Genomic DNA, 6,576 nt, shown 5'->3' with positions numbered 1-6,576 from the left:
CTCAAGCTCCAGCGCGCCTTCTGGGCCATCAGCGAGGGGGCGGTCACGCTCATCCTGCTGGTGTTGGGCGGGGCCAGCGCGCTCGACGCGCTCCAAGCGGCCTCGGTCGTCACCGGCCTGCCGTTCGCGGTAATCCTGATCTTCATGGTGTGGGGCCTGTTCAAGGCACTGGCCCAGGAACCCAAACCGGGGGCGCCCAAGAGACTGCGCGCCGAGGACCGCCCTCCGCCCGATCATCGAGAACACGCCGGGAACATCCGCGTGGGTCACCGCGACCACGGCCGGATCGAACACCGCAGTGACGAGAACTCGCCAGAGGAAGGTGAGGCCACGTGAGCCCCAAGAGGTTCAACAACCCCTTCCACGGGGTCATCGACATGATCACGGAGATGAACCGCATCTCCGACACCATGTCGTCGATCGAGACCAGCCAGGCCGGTGAACGCGAACGCGGCTTCGCCGACGCCTGGAGCCCGCCCACCGACATCCTGGCCCGAGGCAGGGACCTGGTGATCCGCTGCGAGGTGCCGGGGGTGTTCGAGGAGGACGCGGCGGTCACCTTCGACCACGGGGTCCTCACCATCAGCGGTGAACGGATGCGAGACGAGGAGGACGTCGTCTACTACTCCTCGGAACGTTTCATGGGCACGTTCCGGCGGGAGATCAGCCTCCCGGAGGGTGTCCGCGAGGAGGACATCGAGGCCAGCTACGGCGAGGGGCTGCTGGAGGTGGTCGTGCACGGGGCCGCCAACCAGCGCAAGGTCAAGGCGATCAAGGTCTCCCGTCGCAGACGCACCTGAGACCGGATCGCGCACGTTCGACGCGGGCCCCACGGGAGGACCACCTCCGGCGGGGCCCGCGTCCTGTTCCGGTCCTGTTCCGGGCCGGATCGTGGCCCCCGGGAACCGAACGGGCACCGTGGCCGACTCCCATGATGAACGGCCGCGTCGTGCGGCCCGCCCGAGGAGATCACGATGCCCTTCCACCCCCGTACCCGTACCCTGGGGGCCGCCCTGGCTCTGTCACTGGCCCTCACCGGTTGCGGTGGCGGCACCGACGACGACGTCGACGCCCGGGAGGGCGCCACCGAGGAGACCGGAACCTCCGAGAACGCCGCCGCCTCCCTCCACCTCGACGACCCCTGGATCAAGGCGGCCACCGTCGAGGACGGCATGACGGCGGTGTTCGGTGAACTGGTCAACGACGGCGACGAGGAGGTCACCGTCGTCGCCGCGTCCCACGAGGACGCCGACACCGTCGAACTGCACGAGGTCACCACCCAGGGCGCGGACGCCACCATGCGCGAACGCGAGGGCGGGTTCCCGGTCCCGGCGAACGGGACGCTCCCGTTGGAACCCGGTGGGGACCACATCATGCTCATGGGGCTGACCGCCGACCTGGAGCCGGGTGCGGAGTCCTCCGTCACCGTGGAGCTGTTCGACGGGTCGACCACCACGTTCACCGCGGTGGTCAAGGAGCACGCGGGCGCCAACGAAGAGTACGAGGGCGACCACGAGGGCCACGGGGGCGACGAGGACCACGGAGGGGATCACTGATGTCCCGCCCGCGCGAAGGGGCGGGCGGGGGTCGGTGGAGTCGTCGAGGGCTGCTGTTGGCCGGTGCCACCGCCGGGGTCGGGACCCTGGGCGGCGCGCTCGTCGGCCGTTCCACGGCGCCCGGAGCCGAACCGACCGGCCCTCCCCCGCCGCACGGGGAGGGCACCGTGTCCTTCCACGGAACCCGCCAGGCCGGGATCGAGACCCCACCGCAGGCCAACGTTCGCCTCCTCGGGCTGGACCTGGACCCGGAAACCGACGCCGAAGGGGTGCGCCGGCTGCTGTCCCTGCTCGGTGACGACGTGGCCCGGTTGAGCCGGGGCGAAGGGGCTCTCGCCGACACCGAGCCGGAACTGGCCGCGGTGCCCGCCCGACTCACGGTGACCTTCGGGTTCGGGCGGGGGCTGGTGGAACGCGTGGCGCCCGACGCCGTGCCGTCCTGGCTCACCGACCTCCCCGAGTTCGACCACGACGCGCTGCGCTCGGAGTGGGGTCAGACGGACCTGCTCCTCCAGGTGTGCTCGGACGACCCCGTGACCGTGGCGCACGCGGCGCGGGTCCTGCTCCGGGACGCCCGCGCCCACACCCGGGTGCGGTGGGTCCAGGACGGGTTCCGCCGCGCCCGCGGCGCGGAGCGGGACGGCACCACCATGCGCAACCTCATGGGCCAGGTGGACGGCACCGTCAACCCCGCGCCGGGGACGGAGGACTTCGACCACCTGGTGTGGTCCGAGGGCGGCCCGGGGTGGCTCGCCGGTGGAACGTCGCTGGTGCTGCGCCGGATCGCCACCCACCTGGACACCTGGGACGAGCTGGACCGCCCCGCCCGTGAGGCGGTGGTGGGGCGTCGACTGGCCGACGGCGCCCCGCTCACCGGGGAGAACGAGCACGACGAACCCGACTTCACCGCCACCGACGCCGGCGGACTCACCGTGATCCCGGGCTTCGCGCACATCCGCCGGGCCCGCTCCGAGGACCCCGAGGAGCGTGTGTTCCGCCGAAGCTACAACTACGAGGATCCCGCCTCCGGGGAGTCGGGGCTGTTGTTCGTGAGCTTCCAGTCCGATCCGGTGCGGCGGTTCGTGCCCATCCAACGTCGATTGGACGAGCTGGACCTGCTCAACGAGTGGGTGACCGCGGTGGGTTCGGCGGTCTACGCCGTCCCACCGGGCTGCGCGGAGGGAGGGTTCGTCGGCGAAGGCCTGTGGGAGGGCTGAGCGATCGCCGAGACGGCGACGGGACCGCCCCTCACTCGGAAGGGGCGGTCCCGAAAGGTTCCTTCGACGAACCGGACCCGTCCTAGAAGACCCGGTCCTTCTCGTAGGGGCCGATCACCGCGAGGGCGCGCGGGCGGTCGAACAGCTCCGCGGCGACCGCGGCGACGTCGTCCAGGGTGACGGCGTCGTACCGGGCCAGATCCTCGTCGATGGAGAAGTGACGCGGCTGCACCAGTTCGTGGGCGAGCAGACGACCCATGCGAGCGTTGGTGCCCTCGCTGCCCAGCACCATGGCGCCCTGGATCTGGCCCTTGGCGCGGGTCAGCTCCTCCGGCGTGATGCCGCCGGCGGCGACCTTCGCGAGCTCCTCGCGGCAAACCCCGATGACCTCGTCGGCCTTCTCCGGCAGGCAGCCCGCGTAGAGCTGGAACGCGCCGGTGTCGGCGTAGGCGATGTGGTAGGCGTGCACGGCGTAGGCCAGGCCGCGCTTCTCCCGCACCTCCTGGAAGAGCCGAGAGGACATGCCACCGCCCAGCGCGGCGCTGAGCAGGCGCAGCGCGTGCCAGCGCGAGTCGGTGCGGGTGATGCCCTCGGACCCCAGGATGATGTGCGCCTGTTCGGTCTCCCGCGACTGCACGACGGTTCCGTCGTAGGTGCGCACCGGGCCGCCGACACCGCGTGGGCCCGAAGGACGGGCGTCCCCGGCGGCGGCCAGACGCTCGGCGAAGATGGACCGGACCTGCTCGACGACCGCGTCGTGGTCGAGGCTGCCCGCGGCCGTCACGATGAGCTCGGAGGGCACGTAGGCGTCGCGGTACTGCTCGATGATGCGCTCGCGCGGCAGGGCGTTGATCGTGTCGATGGTGCCCAGGATGGGGCGGCCCAGCGGGCTGTCACCGAAGAAGTGTTCGGCGAAGACGTCGTCCACCAGGTCGGAGGGCTCGTCCTCGTACATGGCGATCTCTTCGAGGATCACGCCGCGCTCGGTCTCCACCTCGCCCTCGTCCAGCACCGAGTTCGCGACCATGTCACCGACCACGTCCACCGCCAGCGGCAGGTCACGGTCGAGCACCTTCGCGTAGTAGCAGGTGTGTTCCTTGGTGGTGTAGGCGTTGTGGTCGGCCCCCACCCCGTCCAACAGCGCGGAGATCTCCAGCGCCGAACGGGTGCGGGTCCCCTTGAACAGCAGGTGCTCCAGGAAGTGCGCCGACCCCGCGTGCGCGGAGTCCTCGTCACGGGATCCGGTGGTGGCGGAGATACCGAAGGCCGCGGAACGACCCCCGGGGATGTGTTCGGTGACCACGCGCAGACCGCCGGGCAACACCGTCCGGCGCGCCAGACCGGAACCGCCCTCGGGTTCCAGCAGCGTCACGGTCGTGCCCGGCTCCTGCTCCGCGGCGGTGGGGACAGAACTCATGCAACCTTCTTCTTCGCGTCGGGACGTCCAGCTGAGCATACGTACGACCGCGGGGCGGCCGCATCATCGAAGACGCGACCGCCCCGCAGGCGGGTGAAACCCGATCAGGTGTTCTCGGAACGCCCGCCCGAGCTACGACGACGGCGACGGCGCGGGGCGCCCTCACCCTTGTCCTCGTCGGACTTGTCGTCGTCCTGGGCGGAGTCCTCGGAGGGACCCTCGTTCTTGACGGCCTCGGCCTCCACGACCTCGACCGGGACCAGGGACAGCTTGCCGCGATCGTCGATCTCGCGGATTTCGACCTGGATCTTCTCGCCGATGCTGATCACGTCGTCGAGGTTCTCGATCCGCTGGCCACCGTGCAGCTTACGGATCTGCGAGATGTGCAGCAGACCGTCCTTGCCGGGCAGCAGCGACACGAACGCACCGAAGGCGGTCGTCTTGACGACGGTGCCCAGGTAGCGGTCGCCGACCTCGGGCATGGTCGGGTTGGCGATCTGGTTGATCGTGTCCCGGGCCGCCTCGGCGGAGGGGCCGTCGGTGGCACCGATGTAGATGGTGCCGTCGTCCTCGATCGTGATGTCGGCGCCGGTGTCGTCCTGGATCGAGTTGATCATCTTGCCCTTCGGGCCGATGACCTCGCCGATCTTCTCCACCGGGACCTTCACCGTGAGGATGCGCGGAGCGTTCGGGCTCATCTCGGCCGGGCTCTCGATGGCCTCCTGCATCACGTCCAGGATGGCCAGACGGGCGCCGCGGGCCTGCTGCAGGGCCAGGGCCAGCTGCTCGGCGGGGATACCGTCGAGCTTGGTGTCCAGCTGCAGGGCGGTGATGAGGTCACGGGTACCGGCGACCTTGAAGTCCATGTCACCGAAGGCGTCCTCGGCACCGAGGATGTCGGTCAGCGTGACGAACTGGTCGCCCTCGCTGATCAGACCCATCGCGATGCCCGAGACCATCTCCTTGAGGGGCACGCCGGCCGCCATCAGGGACATGGTGGAGGCGCAGACCGAACCCATCGAGGTGGAACCGTTGGAGCCGAGGGCCTCGGAGACCTGACGGATCGCGTACGGGAACTCCTCGCGGGAGGGCAGAACCGGCAGCAGGGCCCGCTCGGCCAGGGCGCCGTGCCCGATCTCGCGCCGCTTGGGCGAGCCCACCCGACCGGTCTCACCGGTGGAGTAGGGCGGGAAGTTGTAGTTGTGCATGTAGCGCTTGGTCTTGTCCGGGTTGAGCGTGTCAACCGTCTGTTCCATGCGCAGCATGTTCAGCGTGGTGACACCCATGATCTGGGTCTCACCGCGCTCGAAGAGGGCCGAGCCGTGCACGCGCGGCAGGATGCCCACCTCGGCGCTCAGCTGACGGATGTCCTTGGGGCCACGACCGTCGATGCGGATCTGGTCGCGCAGCACGCGCTCGCGCATGAGCTGCTTGCTCAGGCTGCGGAAGGCGGCGCCGAGCTCCTTCTCACGACCCTCGAAGTCCTCGGCCAGCTTCTCGACGGCCGATTCCTTGACCTTGTCGAGCTCGCCCTCGCGCTCCTGCTTGTCGGCGATGGTGAGCGCCTTGGCCAGGTCCTCGCGGACCGCGCCCTCGACGGCGGCGTAGACGTCGTCCTCGTAGTCGAGGAAGATCGGGAATTCGCCCTGCTCACGGCTGGCCTGGTCGGCGACGGCCTGCTGGGCCTTGCACAGCACCTTGATGAAGGGCTTGGCGGCCTCGAGGCCCTCGGCGATGGTCTGCTCGTTGGGGCCGACGGCCCCTTCGGCGACCAGCTTCAGGGTGCGGGTGGTGGACTCGGCCTCGACCATCATGATCGCGACGTCGCCGTCCTCCAGCACACGGCCGGCGACGACCATGTCGAAGGTGGCGTTCTCCAGCTCGGAGTGGGTGGGGAAACCGACCCACTGGCCGTCGATCAGGGCGACGCGCACGCCGCCGATCGGGCCGGAGAAGGGCAGCCCGGCGATCTGGGTGGACATCGAGGCCGCGTTGATGGCGACGACGTCGTACAGGTGCTCGGGGTGCAGGGCCAGGATCGTCTCGACGATCTGGATCTCGTTGCGCAGACCGTCCTTGAAGGAGGGACGCAACGGCCGGTCGATGAGTCGGCAGGTGAGGATGGCGTCCTCGGAGGGACGTCCCTCACGGCGGAAGAACGAGCCGGGGATACGACCCGCGGCGTACATACGTTCCTCGACATCCACCGTCAGCGGAAAGAAGTCGAGGGTGTCCTTGGGACGTTTCGAGGCGGTGGTGGCCGACAGCACGACGGTCTCGTCGTCCAGGTAGACCGTGGCCGAACCCGCGGCCTGGCGCGCCAGACGGCCCGTCTCGAAACGGATGGTACGGGAGCCGAATTTTCCGTTGTCGATGACGGCTTCGG

The 6,576-nt window shown here is 69.7% G+C and carries 6 protein-coding genes; 4 read left to right on the top strand and 2 right to left on the bottom strand.

Annotated elements, in window-relative coordinates; genetic code table 11:
- From K8V84_RS11230 to K8V84_RS11215, 4 genes are all read left to right on the top strand, one after another.
- A partial coding sequence (locus K8V84_RS11230; protein ID WP_304073941.1) for a BCCT family transporter occupies window positions 1-336 on the top strand: 336 nt, incomplete at its 5' end.
- Window positions 333-800: an Hsp20/alpha crystallin family protein gene (locus K8V84_RS11225; RefSeq protein WP_304073939.1), complete on the top strand. Its 468-nt coding sequence runs from the start codon at window positions 333-335 to the stop codon at window positions 798-800. The genes K8V84_RS11230 and K8V84_RS11225, both read left to right, overlap by 4 nt.
- A 174-nt stretch (window positions 801-974) precedes the next feature.
- Window positions 975-1,556, top strand: a complete 582-nt coding sequence (locus K8V84_RS11220; RefSeq protein ID WP_304073937.1) for a copper chaperone PCu(A)C — start codon at window positions 975-977, stop codon at window positions 1,554-1,556.
- Window positions 1,556-2,773: a Dyp-type peroxidase gene (locus K8V84_RS11215; RefSeq protein WP_304073936.1), complete on the top strand. Its 1,218-nt coding sequence runs from the start codon at window positions 1,556-1,558 to the stop codon at window positions 2,771-2,773. The genes K8V84_RS11220 and K8V84_RS11215 overlap by 1 nt, the downstream gene beginning before the upstream one ends.
- Window positions 2,774-2,855: 82 nt before the next feature.
- On the opposite strand, the gene K8V84_RS11210 is transcribed toward K8V84_RS11215, so the two are convergent.
- Complete coding sequence (locus K8V84_RS11210; protein WP_304073934.1) at window positions 2,856-4,190, bottom strand: pitrilysin family protein; 1,335 nt, start codon at window positions 4,188-4,190, stop codon at window positions 2,856-2,858.
- 104 nt (window positions 4,191-4,294) lie between these two features.
- Window positions 4,295-6,576 (bottom strand): polyribonucleotide nucleotidyltransferase (locus K8V84_RS11205; protein ID WP_304073932.1); only part of this gene is annotated, 2,282 nt, incomplete at its 5' end.

Source organism: Nocardiopsis listeri (assembly GCF_020741345.1).
GTDB lineage: Bacteria > Actinomycetota > Actinomycetes > Streptosporangiales > Streptosporangiaceae > Nocardiopsis > Nocardiopsis listeri_A.
Note: the sequence above shows the minus strand (reverse complement) of the source record. Positions and strands in the feature narration are given on the sequence as shown.